The 15321-nt window shown below is 47.6% G+C and carries 11 protein-coding genes; all 11 read right to left on the bottom strand.

What is annotated here, in order from left to right; translation table 11 throughout:
* Nucleotides 1-1413, bottom strand: a complete 1413-nt coding sequence (locus EKN16_RS23620) for a YycH family regulatory protein (RefSeq protein WP_221226612.1) — start codon at nt 1411-1413, stop codon at nt 1-3.
* On the bottom strand, nt 1413-3245 hold the full coding sequence (walK, locus tag EKN16_RS23615; RefSeq protein WP_125662934.1) for a cell wall metabolism sensor histidine kinase WalK: 1833 nt from the start codon (nt 3243-3245) through the stop codon (nt 1413-1415). Before walK ends, EKN16_RS23620 begins: the two co-directional genes overlap by 1 nt.
* Nucleotides 3242-3988: a response regulator YycF gene (gene yycF / locus EKN16_RS23610; RefSeq protein WP_125666591.1), complete on the bottom strand. Its 747-nt coding sequence runs from the start codon at nt 3986-3988 to the stop codon at nt 3242-3244. The genes walK and yycF overlap by 4 nt, the downstream gene beginning before the upstream one ends.
* Nucleotides 3989-4213: 225 nt before the next feature.
* Nucleotides 4214-5641, bottom strand: coding sequence for a M23 family metallopeptidase (locus tag EKN16_RS23605; RefSeq protein ID WP_232015976.1), 1428 nt, complete (start codon nt 5639-5641; stop codon nt 4214-4216).
* 250 nt (nt 5642-5891) lie between these two features.
* Nucleotides 5892-6626: a hypothetical protein gene (locus tag EKN16_RS23600; RefSeq protein ID WP_125662930.1), complete on the bottom strand. Its 735-nt coding sequence runs from the start codon at nt 6624-6626 to the stop codon at nt 5892-5894.
* A 208-nt stretch (nt 6627-6834) separates the two neighbouring features.
* Nucleotides 6835-8121, bottom strand: coding sequence for an adenylosuccinate synthase (locus tag EKN16_RS23595; RefSeq protein WP_125662928.1), 1287 nt, complete (start codon nt 8119-8121; stop codon nt 6835-6837).
* Nucleotides 8122-8291: 170 nt separating this feature from the next.
* Complete coding sequence (dnaB, locus tag EKN16_RS23590) at nt 8292-9653, bottom strand: replicative DNA helicase (protein ID WP_125662926.1); 1362 nt, start codon at nt 9651-9653, stop codon at nt 8292-8294.
* A 32-nt stretch (nt 9654-9685) separates the two neighbouring features.
* On the bottom strand, nt 9686-10129 hold the full coding sequence (gene rplI, locus EKN16_RS23585) for a 50S ribosomal protein L9 (RefSeq protein WP_125662924.1): 444 nt from the start codon (nt 10127-10129) through the stop codon (nt 9686-9688).
* The gene (locus EKN16_RS23580; protein ID WP_125662922.1) at nt 10126-12087 is read right to left on the bottom strand and encodes a DHH family phosphoesterase; all 1962 of its coding nucleotides are present in this window, start codon (nt 12085-12087) and stop codon (nt 10126-10128) included. The genes rplI and EKN16_RS23580 overlap by 4 nt, the downstream gene beginning before the upstream one ends.
* 20 nt (nt 12088-12107) lie before the next feature.
* Entirely contained in the window at nt 12108-13019 is a 912-nt protein-coding gene (locus tag EKN16_RS23575; protein WP_232015975.1) for a DUF2232 domain-containing protein, read from the bottom strand.
* 136 nt (nt 13020-13155) lie between these two features.
* Nucleotides 13156-15186, bottom strand: coding sequence for an amidohydrolase family protein (locus EKN16_RS23570; protein WP_232015974.1), 2031 nt, complete (start codon nt 15184-15186; stop codon nt 13156-13158).
* Nucleotides 15187-15321 lie beyond the last annotated feature (135 nt).

Genomic DNA, 15321 nt, shown 5'->3' with positions numbered 1-15321 from the left:
CTACGATTTCACCTTGGTGCCGCTCACCTTTGCAGCATCATTCACCGATTTCGTCACACTGTTACTCGTACCACTCGCAATTGCTGCCCCGCCTGGATCACCAGCCTGCGGCTTCATCCCATTGGGCATTGCCTCAAGCAGCATCTCCTGCGACCCATCTCGCAGACGAACCGCCCATATAGGCTTCAGCTTCAACCTATTCTTATCAGCAGGTGCAACAAGTAAAGCCGGATACACAGCTGTCACTTCACTTCGACGCGCATAATTATTGAACGTCTTCTTCAGCAGATCGCCGCCAGGCAGCCAAAGAATTTCCTTGGACTCCGCCCTGTTCTGAAGCGTAAGGAGGGAACGTTCATACTCGGACACGACTCCCTGCTGCAGCCTCAGCTTCATCTGTCCGAACATGAACGACTGTATCGACACGAGGGGATACGAGCCATAATACTGCTGGAATCGTACCATTTGACTATCTTCAAGAGTGTCAAAATGAATAAACCGATGTAATCCGTCCCATCCGCCATGCTGGTTGATGAAAGAGATCGCAGCATACACATTCTCGATCTCGTTATCCTTAAGCCCCTGACCCGCAACGGGATCCGTGTAACTCATCCACTTCCCATTCTGCTCGATTTGCAGACCTCGTTTGCCATCCGTGTAGATCTGCGACCCACTGCGGTCGCTAATCGTTCGCGTCACACCAGGATCAAAGAACAAGTTATGCTGCATCTGATCGGGCGAATACAAAGCATAACCAACCGTAGACTGGAGGCCCTCAACGGGACCAAGAGGCAGATATATATCATCACCAACAAGCTGATACTGCACTTGAAATTCTCCATAGCCGACATACATCTGTACATCCTGAGCTGTAAGATCTGCGCGAACAGATTCATAGATGGTTATTCCGTCATTACTGAAGAAATAGGTGCGAACCTCGTCATGATCACTATTCTTGAAGATCCAGATTCGGCTTATCACATCATCTTGCATCAACTGAGCGCCTTCAAGCTTCAGCGCCTTGCTTAACAGCTCAGCCGGAACGCCTTGTCCGAAGCGAAGCTCAACGCCAAGATCATTATTACGAACCGCATTCCAATCCACAATCGATAAGGAGTTCCGCTGGAAGCCCTTGAACTCACGGCTCTGAATTTTGCCATAGATCAGATTATAGAAGTTCGTTGCAGGATAGAGCACCGTGTGCTTCCCTTTACCGAGATGCAGAACCATATCCTCAGGGAAAATCACGTTCTCTACTTTCTCCTCTTGGCCGATCGGCTCTCCAGGATTGATTAAATCCTGCGCCGAGGAAATCGTAGCCCCAAGACCAGGCATGCTGTAAGCGAGCAAATAGCTTTGAACGAGACTAAGAATGACAAGTGCTGCTAATAGGCCAGTCTTCAGCTTTTCCATTATGCGGACTCACCTCCCGCTTGAATAGGGAGCATAACGGTTACAGTGGTGCCTTCGTTTAATTCGGAGTCAAGTGCAATAGTACCTCCATGTGCCTTAACAATTTCCCGGGCAATAGATAGACCTAAGCCTGTTCCTCCCATATTACGTGAACGAGCTTTATCTACACGGTAGAACCGATCGAAGATGCGACTTAGATCCTTCTTCGGAATTCCAATTCCCGTATCCCTGACGCTAATCGCAATGTTGTTAGCATCTGTCTTACGAGCCATAATCTCAATTCGACCACCATCCAGCGTATACTTAATCGCATTGGAGACGAGATTATCAAGTACCTGATCAATTTGGTCACGATCCAGCCATATGGACGTGATCCCATCCTCAACACGAACGCCTGCTCGAATGGCCTTCTTGCGCATCTGGAAGGAGAAGCGATCCGCCACTTCCTCCAGCATCTCGGGAACATTCGTCTGCTGCCGGCGCAAGGTCGCTTGATTGGAATCCAATCGGGACAAGTGCAGCAGGTCCGTAACAAGCCGTATCATTCGCTCCGTCTCGTTACGGATGACGCCTACGAAACGCTGACCCAGCTCTCGCTCATCCAGCGCTCCATCATTGAGTGCCTCCGCATAACTCTTAATTGTCGTCAGCGGCGTACGCAGCTCATGCGATACATTCGCAACGAATTCTCGACGTGACTGCTCCAGACGTTCTTGCTCTGTGACATCCTGCAGCACTGCAATCGTCCCGGATATCCCTTTATCCCGCTTATGAATCGGCGTGAACGTCACGCGCATCAGCTCATCCTCTTCACCATCAGAACGCACATGATGAATAACCGCCGAGGACTCATACCCGTTCATTAACGCCGAGAGCTGATCATCTGCCATACTGAATAGCTCGGTCAGATGAATGCCCCCGCACTCTTCTACGCGCAGCATCTGCTGAGCGCGACGATTCGTAATCATGACAACGCCACGTTCATCTGCTGCAACGACACCATCACTCATGTTGGCAAGAATAGAAGTTATTTTCTCCTTCTCTTCCTCATTAGCTGAGAGCGCATCGCGCAGCCGTATCGTCATATCATTAAACACTTCGCTGAGCCGGCCGATTTCGTCATTACCCAAGACAGGGACCTGCTGATCAAATCTTCCTTCTGCAACGGCTGCCGCTTGACGGGTCAAGCCTTTAATCGGGTTCGTAATCGTATGTGCCAACAGTACACCCAGTACGCCGGTCAATCCGAGCGCAATAAGCATACCGGACATGAAGATCCGGTTAATTCGATCGACAGTCTGATAAAGCTCCTTCATAGAAGCAACCATATAGACGGCTCCCACGATTTTCTTACTGAACACGACAGGCTTGGCAATGATCTTCTTGCGCACTCCGTCCTCATCGATAACTTCCTGCTCATTATTCGGAATGCCTTGAAGCGCACGGCTCACGGCGAGCGCCGTATTCTTCTTCCCGATATAGGATTGGTGGGACTGCTGAGAAGTAGCCATTACCTTCCCGCTCGAATCAAGCACCTGAATCTCCGCTTCATTGATACTGAATAAGTTGCTAACCAGCATGCTCAAATACTCTTCTGTCGATTGTTCGCTTGATGCTCCTGTCTTATCCGGCTTATTGGATAAGGTCTGTGCAGCGATAGCGGATATTAGGTTCGCCTGTTCATTCATATTATTCGTGAACGTTGACGTAAGCGAAGTCTTCATCGTACTAATAAAGTAAACACCAATCAGCTGCATAGCGATGAGAATAAGCAGCACATAAATAATGATTAGCTTTACTTGAATCGTGCGAAAGAACCGTATACCGTTCATCCGTAGCTGAAGCCTCCAGATTTGGGATTACGCATCAAATAACCAAGGCCGCGCCTTGTAAGAATATACTCGGGCCTGCTAGGATCATCCTCAATCTTTTCCCGCAGCCTGCGAATCGTAACATCTACGGTTCGAACATCTCCGAAATATTCAAAGCCCCATACCGCCTGCAGCAGATGCTCCCGTGTCATCACCTTGCCGCAATTACGGGCCAGATAGTACACAAGCTCATACTCACGGTGCGTTAGATCAAGCGGCTCATTGTCTTTATAGACCACATACATATCCGTATCGATAAAAAGATTAAAGATCCCAAGTCCCTGCTTGTCCTCCGTCGCTGTCGCACCTGCCCCAACTGCTGCAGCACTTGCAGATTCCGCCTTCTGGCGGCGCAAATGCGCTTTTACCCGGGCAAGCAGCTCCCGTGTGCTGAACGGCTTGGTCACATAGTCATCTGCCCCAAGCTCAAGGCCAAGCACCTTATCGAGCTCTGTGTCCTTGGCTGTAAGCATAATAATCGGCGTCTGCAAGCGGGCTCTCACCTCGCGGCACACATCCATCCCATCCTTGACCGGGAGCATAAGATCAAGCAGAATCAAATCCGGCAGCTCTTCAAATGCGAGTCGAACCGCTTCACCGCCATCGAAGGCACAGATAACCTGATAGCCTTCCTTTTCCAAATTAAACTTTATAATATCCGCAATCGGTTGTTCATCGTCCACGACTAATATTTTTCCGTGCATCATTACACCGCCCGTCGCCGCTTGTACATCTTATTCATCCTATAGCATCACTTTGGAGAGCTCATTGAGCTCTGACAAATCTCCTTCTATTCTACCATAGGATATGTCTTTGTTCCCAATGAAAGTTCCCTCATCTTGAGGAGGTTGTGAGAACGTGATGATCCATAGGATGGAAGCAAAGAAGCACCGCCACAGCCTATTAGGCTGAGCAGTGCTCCCTGTTCCTTATAAATATTTCAACGGATTCTGCAGTTCACCGTTCTTATGAACCTCAAAGTGGAGATGTGTACCGAAGGAGTGTCCGGTATTTCCCATAACACCGATTTTGTCTCCTTTTTCTACAACCTGCCCTTCACTAACAGAAATTTTACTCAAATGGCCATATGTGGTTTCATATCCGTTTTTATGGTTAATTATTATACAGTTACCCAATCCATTCTTGGTGCCTGCGAATGAGACAACACCGTTATCAGCGGCCAAAATGCTGCTGTTTCCTACGAGGTCGACACCTTTATGCATCCTGCCCCATCGTTGGCCAAAGCCGCTTGTAAGTCTCGCGCCAGATACAGGCCATGCGAAGTTGCCTGAGCCTTCACCAAGAATCACCTTTGTTCCCTTCATAATTATAGCAGGGACGGTGCTCTCCAGCACTTGCTCGCCAATCAGTTCTTCGCTCATCAGATAGCCGTTCTGCTTGACCTGTCTATATACAACCTTCTTCTTACCACTTTGACCTTGCCGTATAAGCTTTTGCTCACCAGCACGCATATTGCTGTTCTTCTGAATGACCGTAATCGGCTCGATCGAGACGGTTTCTGTCACGTTCTCAATCGTTTGTACGGTGACCTGCGGCTTAAGTACGGTCAGATCAAGCTCATCACCCACTTTAATCATATCATCCTGAATCCATGGGTTTCTATCGTAGATCACTTGTTTGGAAATGTTGAATTTATGAGCGATGCAGCCTACACAGTCGCCTTCCTGCACCGTATACTTCGTCGCCTTGACCGTACCTTTGACTAACATTAAATATACCTGATCAGCATTCAAAATATCGGTGGGTTGTACATCTTTGACGTCAGTCGTTACCTTCTCAAGGAAGTTAACTGACTTAAGTGCTGACCTCGTCGGATTCGAGTTTGCTGCGACTGATCTGCTTGAGAAGGCAAGTGCTGTAACCTCTATTGCTTGCTTCTTGGCCACGGTTTGAGGCGCATATTTACCCTTGACCCGCTTAAGAATCGCATCTGCGGTCGCTTGGTCCTTAACGATGCCAATAGCCTTGCCATTTACAACCAGCTCAACACCTTTGGCATGAGCACTAAACAAACCTTCAAGCTTCTGCAGCGTCTCTGAGCTGGCAGGCTTCGCTTTGTAAGCGCTCTTATGCTCGAATTTGAGCGTTCCCGTTTCGAGTACCATCGTGATATTGGGATTGTTCTTCTTCAATTCGGATTGTTTGCGACTAATAAGCTGGTTAACCTGGTCTTGGGAGGCCACTTCACCGACAAGATTACCGTTCATATATACTTGAACAAAATCGACGGCATGTGCCTTCACGTATTGATTGCCGCTGAATCCGACGATGACTAGCGCAGCAATTGCACCAATTGCTAATGTGATCGGCTTCTTATGTACCCAACGTGGTGTCACATTGTCGTTCTTCTTGTGTTCAGTTCTGGATGCAGCTTGTTGCGATCGGTCTCTTTGAAAGGTGTTCCGTATGGAATGCCAAACCTTCCTAATCCGACCCTTGTCCGTAAAAAAGGGCATGATTGTCTCCTTTTCGCGTTCTGTTACAACGGTTTGATGTTATTCGACCTACAAAATCACAAATATTGGCTCGAATAATACTGTAACATACGCTACTTTCAGGATCAACAAATCGCCCTTCTACAAAAGATTAATATTTCTTCAGAATCTTCATCATACTATCATACTCATCACGGTCCAAATGCTGTGCAATGAGCTGCTGGACCTGCGTCATCTCATCCGCAGTCAGTCCACCCTCCATCAAGCTTGATATTTGCTGCCATGCGGTTTGCGGGAGTTTCTTCATGACGTTGAAGAGCTGATCTTTATCCGCATCACTTAATCGGCTTTTCGCTTCATTAAGCTGATCTGTCGTCATAGCCACGCCATCCTTCAACGCTTCTCCCGCTCCGCTGTCGCTTGTCGAATGTGAGCCTTCCGTCCCATCGCTCTTTGCACTTCCATTGTCGCTAGAGCTGCCTGTTCCGCTTGAACCCGCAGAAGAGCCGCTATTCCCCTTTGGTCCCGAACCGCCACCAATATCACTCAGTGATCCTGATGGATTAGAACTAAATGCATCTATAGCAAGAGGTGATTCCGTTCCGCTACTTGCCCCGTCTCCACTCTTCTGAGCATCTTTCTTATCCGTCGATGCTTTCCCATCTGTTGCCGAGGCACTATCCGACTTTAATGTAGGATTAGCTCCCCACATGCTGCCCCACACACCATCCAATGCAAACGGCTTCTTATCCAGCGGTATATTAAACTGCCCCAGCAGTGTCTCTACATAACTATTCACAATATAGCCTGTCGTCCAAATCGACAAAAAACTAATAATCAATCCTGCCGCAACCGTCTTCACCAGCCACCCTGTCATTTTCCACATCACTATCATCCTCCACTGACCTATCTTCTCTTTTAACTCATGAGTAGATTGCCATTTATCGTAACTACTTTTAGCCCATACTTCTTATTATGGGCAGTCAGTGGGGGAAGCATTCATTGTTTGTGAAATCAATACAAAAAGCACAAAAAGAGGGCAGCGATAAACAGCTGCCCTCTACTCATTCCTTACCCAAATCTATGCATTAGAACTAGATGTAGATTGGTAGAACCTGATTCGTTTGCTCCCGGTTACGACCAACCGAGAAGATTGCGATCGGGATACCAGTAAGCTCCGATACACGTTCAACGTAACGACGTGTATTGACTGGTAGCTCCTCCAATGTTTTTACATCTGTAATATCCTCGCTCCAGCCTGGCATCTCTTCATAAACAGCTTCACACTCAGAGATAAGCTTCAGGCTTGCTGGATAATGCTCAATTACTTCGCCGCGCAGCTTATAACCTGTGCAAATCTTAACCGTTTCAAGACCTGACAGCACGTCTAGCGAATTCAACGACAAGCCAGTAATTCCGCTTACGCGGCGCGCATGACGGACAACCACGGTGTCGAACCAGCCCACACGACGTGGACGGCCTGTAACCGTTCCATACTCATGACCACGTTCACGAATCCAGTCACCCGTTTCATTGTTAAGCTCAGTTGGGAATGGACCGTCACCAACACGTGTCGTGTATGCTTTTGCTACACCGATTACTTGTTGAATCTTGGACGGGCCAACACCAGAGCCGATACATACGCCGCCCGCTGTTGGGTTCGACGATGTTACGTACGGGTACGTACCTTGGTCAATATCAAGCATAACGCCTTGAGCGCCTTCGAATAGAATCTTCTGCCCACCATCAATCGCATCATTCAACACAACAGATGTGTCCGTTACATACTTGCGAAGCTTCTCTGCATACCCTAGGTATTCAGTAAGTACCGTATCGCAATCAATTGGCTCGCCGCCGTATACCTGTTGAATGACTTGGTTCTTCTCAACAACAAGACGGCGAAGCTTACCTTCGAACTCCTCCGCATCGAGCAAATCCGCAACACGGATACCGTTACGAGCGGCTTTATCCATGTAGCAAGGACCAATCCCCTTACGAGTTGTACCTATTTTGTTGTCGCCTTTGCGCTCTTCTTCAAGACCATCAAGTACCAGATGATATGGCATAATGATATGCGCACGGTCGCTAATTTTTAAGTTGTCGGATGAGAACCCATGTTCATGTATATAATTAATTTCGTCGATCAAAGCAGATGGATTAATAACCATTCCGTTCCCGATGACGCATACTTTATTTTCATTGAATATTCCAGAAGGAATCATGGTCAATTTGTACTTTTTGTTGCCGATAAGAATGGTATGTCCAGCATTGTTACCACCTTGGTAACGGGCTACTACATCTGCACCATCCGCTAGAAAATCGGTAATTTTTCCTTTGCCTTCGTCTCCCCATTGCGTTCCAACTACAACTACCGTTGACATGGATATACCCCCATTACAAGTTTTGCACACAAGCAAAATGACTGCCAATCTCAGGCAGCATTATTAGTTTAGCAGTCCACTCTTTTAAAGTCAACGAAAAACGAACAATTGCACGGTTGCCCATACAATTGTTCGGAATTAGAACGATGACAGACCTAATATTCTTCTTTCTAGGAAGCTTGGCTTGGATCCTGGTGCTGCCGGTCTAAGCTAACGAACTTATTGAACTGCTTCAAAAAGGCTAATTCGACCGTTCCAACAGGACCATTCCGCTGTTTGGCGATAATAATTTCAATGATATTCTTCTTCTCGGATTCCTTGTCATAATAATCATCCCGATAGAGAAATGCTACGATATCCGCATCTTGCTCGATCGATCCGGATTCCCGAAGATCGGACATCATTGGACGTTTATCCTGCCGCTGCTCAACACCCCGGCTTAGCTGTGATAGTGCGATAACGGGTACTTCCAGCTCACGGGCAATTTGCTTCAAGGTACGTGAAATCTCAGAGACTTCCTGCTGACGATTCTCGCCGGCTTTGCCTCGTCCCTGAATGAGCTGCAAATAATCGATCAGAATCATACCCAGACCGCGTTCCTTCTTCAGCCGCCGACATTTGGCACGAATGTCCGTAACAGTTATGCCTGGCGTATCATCAATGAAGATTTGCGCTTCAGACAAGGAACCGATCGCCATCGTTAGCTTTTCCCAATCATCGCCTTCTAAGAAACCCGTCCGCAGTCGTCCCGCATCTACGTTGGATTCCGCACAGATCATCCGCTGGACAAGCTGGGGCGCTGACATCTCAAGACTGAAGATTGCAACCGTCTCACGTGCTCTAACGCCTACGTTTTGGGCAATATTCAGTGCAAAAGCTGTCTTACCTACAGAAGGACGAGCAGCTACAATAATAAGATCATTGCGCTGAAAGCCTGCCGTCATCTTATCGAGATCGATAAATCCTGATGGAATGCCCGTCGAGCCACCCTTATTGGAATAGAGAAGCTCGACTTTCTCGAATACCTCCATTAATACATCACGGATCGACACGAAGCCAGTGCTCGAACGACGATTAGACAGCTCCATAATGCGCTGCTCAGCTTCGCTTAGCAATATCCCAACTTCATTCTCACCCGCATAACCATTGGAGACGATATTAGTAGCTGTCCGGATCAGCCGGCGCAGCATAGACTTCTCTTCTACAATTTGAGCGTAATAATCAACATTTGCAGCCGTAGGAACAGAATTGGCGAGCCTTGCTAGATAGCTTACGCCGCCGATCTCTTCCAGCTGATGTCGGTCTTGCAGATAAGCCGTCAACGTCACCAAGTCAATTGGCTGGCTCGCTTCACCAAGCTCCACCATCGCTTCGAAGATGAGCTGATGCGCTGAGTTATAGAAATCCTCGTTGCGCAGCCGTTCCATTGACGTAATCAATGCTTCTGACTGCAGCAAAATCGCACCAAGCACAGCTTGTTCAGCTTCTACATTTTGCGGGGGCACACGGTCAAACATCAGCTCATTGCTCATTTGTTTCGTATGGCTCCTTTTATGCCTTTAGTTTATTCCTCTGTCGCTTGAACCTTTAGCTTCGCTTTCACTTCAGGGTGCAGCTTAAGGAGAACTTCAGTAACGCCAAGCGTACGGATAGGTTCTTCCAGTTCCAGCTTCCGTTTATCCACTTTAAAGCCTTGCGCTTCTAGTGCTTCTGCGATCTGTTTACTTGTAATCGCACCGAACAATTTACCGCCCTCACCGGCTTTGGTCTTCACGACAATAATCATGGCCTCGAGGCGCGCTGCAAGTGCATTGGCATCCTCTTTCTCTTTTTCCTTACGTTTTTGCTCGGAGGCGCTTTGCACTTCCAACGTCTTGAGGTTACCGTCAGAGGCCAGCTTCGCAAGCCCTTTAGGGAATAAGAAATTCCGAACGTACCCCTCCGATACTTCCTTCACTTCGCCTTTTTTACCCTGTCCTTTAACATCCTGCAAAAAGATCACTTTCATTCAAATAACCCCTCTTCCTTATCAATTTCCTGCAGCACCTGCTTCAAGCGCTGGGCAACTTCTAATACTGTACCTTCTTGCTGAGCGGCCGCATTCGTTAAATGTCCGCCGCCGCCCATCCGTTCCATTACAATCTGGACATTCATATGTCCTAGCGAACGTGCACTGATCCCAATCAAACCATCCTGTCGCTCACCAATAACGAATGATGCGAGCACATCGGTCATATTGAGCAGTGTATCCGCCGACTGTGCAATAAGCAGCTGCGAGAACTGCCTCCCTTGCTCCGTCACTGCAATAGCAATATGCTCATAGACGATTTCTGCGTGCTTGATAATATCGGCTTTCTTAATGTATTCGGCCAAATCTTCCTTAAGCATCCGTTGAATCAACATCGAATCAGCGCCATTGCGCCGAAGGAAGGATGCCGCCTCGAACGTTCGCGAACCCGTTCGAAGCGAGAAGCTCTTCGTATCGACCGTAATACCCGCTAGCAGCGCAGTAGATTCTCGTACATCCAGCATAACGCGGTCATGAATATATTGCAGCAGCTCGGTTACAAGCTCACAGGTCGATGAAGCATAAGGCTCCATATAGACCAGAATCGCATTGTTAATGAACTCTTCTCCACGGCGATGATGGTCGACGACAACAATTTTTTCCGTTAGCGTGAGCAGCTTCGGCTCCTTCACCATCGACGCTTTATGCGTATCGACGACAACAGCAAGCGTGCCAGATCCAACAAGACCGAGCGCTTGCTCTGGTGTCACGAACCGTTTCGTGAACCGTTCATCTTCCTTGAGCATTTCCATCATCTTCTGAATGGCTGGATTGACACCCTCCAGCACGATAAAAGCTTCTTTATTAAACATCATCGCAGCCTTCAGTACCCCAATAGCAGCACCGACCGAATCCATATCGGGCATCTTATGCCCCATAATCACGACATTGTCGCTCTCTTTAATAAGATCACGCAGTGCATGAGCCACGACCCGAGCTCTAACGCGCGTCCGTTTCTCCACCGCGTTGGACTTGCCGCCATAGAACGATTGTCGCTGTCCCACTTTAACGGCAGCTTGATCTCCCCCTCTACCCAGAGCAAAATCAAGACTTGTCTGCACCCAATGACCAAGATCTACAATGCTATCTGCCCCTGCAGCAAAGCCGATGCTGAGCGTCATGGGAATCTTATTCTCCCCTGTCATCTCCCGTACCTCGTCAAGAATAACGAAGCGTGAGAGTTCTAACTGCTTCAGCGTCTTCTGATCCGTAATCACAAGATAACGATCCGAGGTCAACCGTTTCAAGTAGACATGGAACTTGCTGGCCCACTCGGTAATCTCTGCCGTTGCCTTCGACAGCAGCGTCGCCCGCTGCTGATCATCCATCCCTTGTGTAACTTCCTCCAGATTGTCCATCAAGACCATACCAAGAGCAAGCTTCTCTTCCTCATATCGCTTGGCAAGCTGCCAGCGCTGCGTGATGTTGCGAACGTACAGCAGGCGCTCATCGAATCGGAACATCAGCTCAAATACGGCGTTGCCTACAACAGCCTCAACAGTGCCTTCCCGCTCCTTTGCCTGAGACAGCATTGGAAACAAGTCGTTTAGCGATTCACCTACTACGGATTCCCGCTCCAGCATGTCGGTGACAAAAGCATTATGCCACTCCACCGTCTTATCCTCATTATACAAAATAATGCCGAACGGCAATTCGCTAATCACTTCATTGCCGGCTCTTTTTACTCGGTAAGATATCGTTCCTAAATAAGCCTTTAGATCACGCCGGAAGGCTCGCTCCGCCATGACGGAGTAAAGGCCAACTGCACCGGACAGAAGAAGCCCGAGCAAGCCAAACAACCATTCATACGAAGCTAACGTTACGGTCAGTAATATCATCAGCACGAACGCCCACAAATGGTGCATTCCGTGCCATCGTTTTACGAGAAACTTTGGCATCTACTTATTCGCCCCTGTGATCAAGGTTTCTTAAACGCTTTTCGAATCGGAAAGCCTGCATCCATAACACCGATCAAGCTAAGCGGCGGGAAAATCACCACTACTGCGCATAAGAGCAATGGCACTGCTTTGTTCCATTTGCGCTGATCTGCAATATAGAAGAAGAACCCCATCGCCTGAATCGAAAAGGCAAGTCGCATGAGTGGAACCAAATTCAGCAGCATTACCGTAAAAAATGAATTATTGTTGCCTGGCGTGGCCAAATCAACTAGAAGTACGATTAAATAATAAAAGACGAAAATACGCGGCAGCATCCAATCCTTAGCTGGCTGCAGGCCAGGAACCGATAGTTTCATCGATCGAAGAATCGGTCTCACGATAGCATGTGTAATAACGGCTAACAGGAAGGAAACCGTAATGAATGCCATCGGTATCGAATGAATCAATACCTGGATATAGCTTTCCGTAAGTTCAGCTGATAGGCTGTTCATCAACAAGCCTTGCGAATTCAGATTGTCTACGGTTTGTTGAATTAGCTTTCTGAGTTCGGTCAGCAGTGACATATTAAACAGCACATCAAACAAAACAAGTTCTAGCAGCATTTGCGCAAGTAGCGTCAATACCGTCGCGGTTAATACTTTGCGAGCAGCCGTTTGCTTCTGGTACAGATGCCCCATGACGATTGATGGTACGAGGAAGAACAACCCAACTATTATAGCTGGGGGCCCAAGTACGATAACGGCAATCACATATACGACAAGCATATGCAAGGTGAAGGCTCGTTTAGAAAGCATTGTGTACAAAATTGCCGTAGGTACCATCATAACCACAGCGGTAAACACATTCAGCAAGGGGACTGCAATTGACAGTAACAATAGGAGCGCAACGGCACTCCACAAAACAGACTTCACTCCGGTCTTCAAACCGTTCACCTCTTGCTAAGTTACTCATTCTTTATCTAAGCTTTACTCCCCATTATAACATAAAACACCGGACAACATAGTTCGGAGTTGTCCGGTGTTTCGCTCACTGCCTCCATGTAGATGAAGCTAGTAAGAATAGCGCATTCTATTGAATCGTCCACACATCGCCGTCATTCTCTGCTTGTAATCCAATCCCTTGAAGATAAGAAATGGGAACAAAGGCTCGTTTGCCAATAGATACCACAGCAGTGGATAGCTTTCCTGACTTTGCTGTATACCCTCGATCCAGCATTAGCTCGCCTTTGCTCGGCGACTGAGTTGGTGGAACAACAGCTGGATCGGATGATTTACTTTTTTCCGATAAATTGTAGGTGTGCGTTAGCTTGTCCCAGGTTACACCGTAGTTATGCTCAGACAGTGCTGCAAGATCAACATAGGCTGCGCTATTATAACTCACAAGTGGATAACTTTTATCCTCCCATTGCAGCGTGCCCGCCATCTCATTCACACGGTCGAAGTGACTGCGGATCGGTTCCCCAACATGCACCTTTTTGTTCAGCTTACCATTATCCAATGCAACCTGACCTGCAAGCATGACATAATTAATACCAGCAGACATAAGATCCGGATGCTCGACCGTGGAACGATCGCTTATTGTGTTGTAGTCGAAAATCACGATATCAGCATCCATGCCTTTGGCCAGACGTCCCTTTTTCTTCAATGCAGGGGCTTGCTTCTCTAACCGCTGTGCAGGAAGTAAGCTGAGCTTCGCAATACCGTCCATCAGAGACATGACCTTCTGTTCACGAACATACAACCCAATTGTACGTGCAAATGTTCCTGAAGCACGCGGATGATTATTAAAGCCCGGCTCTAATATAGCATCGCTTCCAATCATCACATAAGGTTCTTTGAATGCGTCTATAACCGCTTGCGGCGGAATCGCATAAGCAACAGCAAGCTTACCTTGCTTCTGATACATCGAGAACGTTTGCTGCGTTAAACGTTCTGTTGTTCCTGCGATCTGCAAATCCTTATAGGTAATGCGGAAACGATCCTGCCAACCCGTATCAAAGCGTGCAGAGTTCAAATAGGTTCCCCAATAATCGTAGGGGTACGTACAAGCTGTAATATCAAATCCTTTTGCTCTTGCCTTGTCAATAATAGCCAGCGCTTCCTTCATAGAGAAGGTTCCGCCTGTACTGTTGATATGATCAATATGTACCGCAGCGCCTGTTTTCTCTGCGTAATCAACAAGCTCTTGCGTTCCTTCAAGCTCAGTTCCTGGCTCTTCTGCATCGGAATATCGACCGTGAAAATACACCGGAACATTATATTCCTCAGCTAGCTCCATAAGAGGAACGATCTCGGCAGCCTCGATTCCTGGAACATACTCAAGACTAAAGGAAATGCCTAAAGCGCCATCGTTGAGCGCTTTCTCTGCTTGCGTCCTAAGCTCCGCAATCTGGCTTGAATTCGCTGCAGCATATCGGCTTAGCTTAAATTGATTGCGAGCCTGTGTGTAGAAGTAAGAGGCTCCAAAATTAACGGGAGTATGGTTCCGCTCATAATAGCTGTACCATTTGCTCGGTGTGGATGTACCGCCATGCATCGCGATATTCGCCGTTACCCCATCACCAATCTTCTGCCAAACTCCAAGTGGGTTAGGATCATAGGATAAATTATCGATGAAGCCGGGTGATACAATAAGTCCCTTTGCATCAATAACCCGTTTTCCTTGCAAGGACTTCGCCGTAATAACCCCGATTTTGCCATCGATGATGCCGACGTTCAATCCCTCTTGATCCAGCTTCGTCTCCGGATTAATGACTCTTCCTCCAGCAATGACCGTGTCATACATCTTAGAGACGTCTGCTTCCGTAACATCTGCTTCCAATGCTTCGGTTGGATTCACTTGCGTGCCGTCTTTATTTCCATCCTTATCGCCGCTTGATTCTCCATTGCCATCCTGCCCGTTTTCGCCTGTCCCATTCTTACCGTTATTGCTTCCCCCATCGGCTGATTGACCCGGCTGTTTGCCAGGTGCATTCTCATCTGATTGGAAAAGGGAATAGGCTAGATAACCACCTAAAATAATTACTGCAACAATAGCGATTGCCATAAATGCACGAAGCGGACGCCTTCCGCTTTGCTTCCTACCTCGACTTCTATTCATTCATCTGCCTCCTGCTTATCAAGAAGAAACAGCTAACGCCGTCCTTGGCGGCGAAGCAAGTTTCTTCCCTCTGAAATATAAGCAAAGTATGGAAAAAACTTATACTTTCTTACATTTTAAAAAAGCGTCATCCCC

It is taken from the genome of Paenibacillus baekrokdamisoli, assembly GCF_003945345.1.
Taxonomy (GTDB): Bacteria; Bacillota; Bacilli; order Paenibacillales; family Paenibacillaceae; genus Paenibacillus_Z; species Paenibacillus_Z baekrokdamisoli.
The sequence above is the reverse complement of the archived record's forward strand: the minus strand, read 5'-3'. Positions and strand labels throughout refer to the sequence as shown.

Bases quoted from the DNA above. Each gene is read 5' to 3' on its own strand.
- EKN16_RS23620 (WP_221226612.1), bottom strand. From the start codon at position 1,413: ATGGAAAAGCTGAAGACTGGCCTATTAGCAGCACTTGTCATTCTTAGT.
- walK (WP_125662934.1), bottom strand. From the start codon at position 3,245: ATGAACGGTATACGGTTCTTTCGCACGATTCAAGTAAAGCTAATCATT.
- yycF (WP_125666591.1), bottom strand. From the start codon at position 3,988: ATGCACGGAAAAATATTAGTCGTGGACGATGAACAACCGATTGCGGAT.
- EKN16_RS23600 (WP_125662930.1), bottom strand. From the start codon at position 6,626: ATGTGGAAAATGACAGGGTGGCTGGTGAAGACGGTTGCGGCAGGATTG.
- EKN16_RS23595 (WP_125662928.1), bottom strand. From the start codon at position 8,121: ATGTCAACGGTAGTTGTAGTTGGAACGCAATGGGGAGACGAAGGCAAA.
- dnaB (WP_125662926.1), bottom strand. From the start codon at position 9,653: ATGAGCAATGAGCTGATGTTTGACCGTGTGCCCCCGCAAAATGTAGAA.
- rplI (WP_125662924.1), bottom strand. From the start codon at position 10,129: ATGAAAGTGATCTTTTTGCAGGATGTTAAAGGACAGGGTAAAAAAGGC.
- EKN16_RS23580 (WP_125662922.1), bottom strand. From the start codon at position 12,087: ATGCCAAAGTTTCTCGTAAAACGATGGCACGGAATGCACCATTTGTGG.
- EKN16_RS23570 (WP_232015974.1), bottom strand. From the start codon at position 15,186: ATGAATAGAAGTCGAGGTAGGAAGCAAAGCGGAAGGCGTCCGCTTCGT.